Below are 844 nucleotides of genomic sequence, written 5' to 3'. Positions count from 1 at the left end.
TTATCCACGAGGTCGTTTCGGTGGACGGCATCCATTGTGAGGGATTGGCGTCACATCGTTGATCATTGTGATTTCCAGTCCGGCTACCTGCAGCGCCCGTACAGCCGCTTCCCGTCCAGGTCCAGGTCCTTTTACCTCTACGCTGACGCTCTTCATTCCGTGATCCATCGCCGCTTTTCCTGCCGCTTCCGCCGCCATCTGCGCCGCGTACGGCGTGCTCTTCCGGCTTCCTTTGAATCCGAGCGCTCCTGCCGAGCTCCACGAAATCGCGTTTCCGCCTTCATCCGTGATCGTTACGATCGTATTGTTGAAAGTCGAGTGAATGTGCGCGCATCCTCTGGCCACATTCTTTTTGACACGACGTTTTCTTGTTTTTTGTACTTTTGCCATGTTCTACTCTCCTCTCCTACTTCTTCTTGTTGGCAACTGTTTTTGCCTTCCCTTTTCTTGTCCGCGCGTTCGTCTTCGTTCTCTGTCCTCTGACCGGCAGTCCTTTCCGATGACGAATTCCTCTGTAGCAGCCGATCTCCATCAGTCGTTTGATGTTCAGCTGCACTTCCCGGCGCAGATCCCCTTCGACTTTGATCTTGTCCACTTCTTTTCGGATCGCGTTCATTTCCTGTTCGCTCAAATCCTTGATGCGCTTGTCTTCGCTGACATTGGCTGCCGCCAATACTTTGCTTGCCGTCGTACGGCCGATTCCATAAATATACGTCAATGAGATCACTGCTCGTTTATCGTTTGGAATATCTACTCCTGCTATACGTGCCATTCGTTCCTCCTACTAGTTTCCTTGTCTCTGTTTGTGTTTCGGGTTCTCGCAGATCACCATCACGCGACCTTT

At 51.8% G+C, this 844-nt stretch carries 3 protein-coding genes; all 3 read right to left on the bottom strand.

Annotation, left to right across the window (positions count from 1 at the left end; translation table 11 throughout):
- Nucleotides 1-390 carry a 30S ribosomal protein S11 gene (gene rpsK / locus E5336_RS12260; protein WP_135981391.1) on the bottom strand — a complete coding sequence of 130 codons (390 nt, stop codon included), beginning with the start codon at nucleotides 388-390 and terminating at the stop codon, nucleotides 1-3.
- Between the two features lie 16 nt (nucleotides 391-406).
- On the bottom strand, nucleotides 407-772 hold the full coding sequence (rpsM, locus tag E5336_RS12255) for a 30S ribosomal protein S13 (protein WP_135981390.1): 366 nt from the start codon (nucleotides 770-772) through the stop codon (nucleotides 407-409).
- 12 nt (nucleotides 773-784) lie between these two features.
- Nucleotides 785-844, bottom strand: a 60-nt coding sequence (gene rpmJ / locus E5336_RS12740) for a 50S ribosomal protein L36 (protein WP_135981392.1), incomplete at its 5' end; no start/stop codon positions are given.

It is taken from the genome of Dubosiella muris (assembly GCF_004793885.1).
Taxonomy (GTDB): domain Bacteria; phylum Bacillota_I; class Bacilli_A; order Erysipelotrichales; family Erysipelotrichaceae; genus Dubosiella; species Dubosiella muris.
The sequence above is the reverse complement of the archived record's forward strand: the minus strand, read 5'-3'. Positions and strand labels throughout refer to the sequence as shown.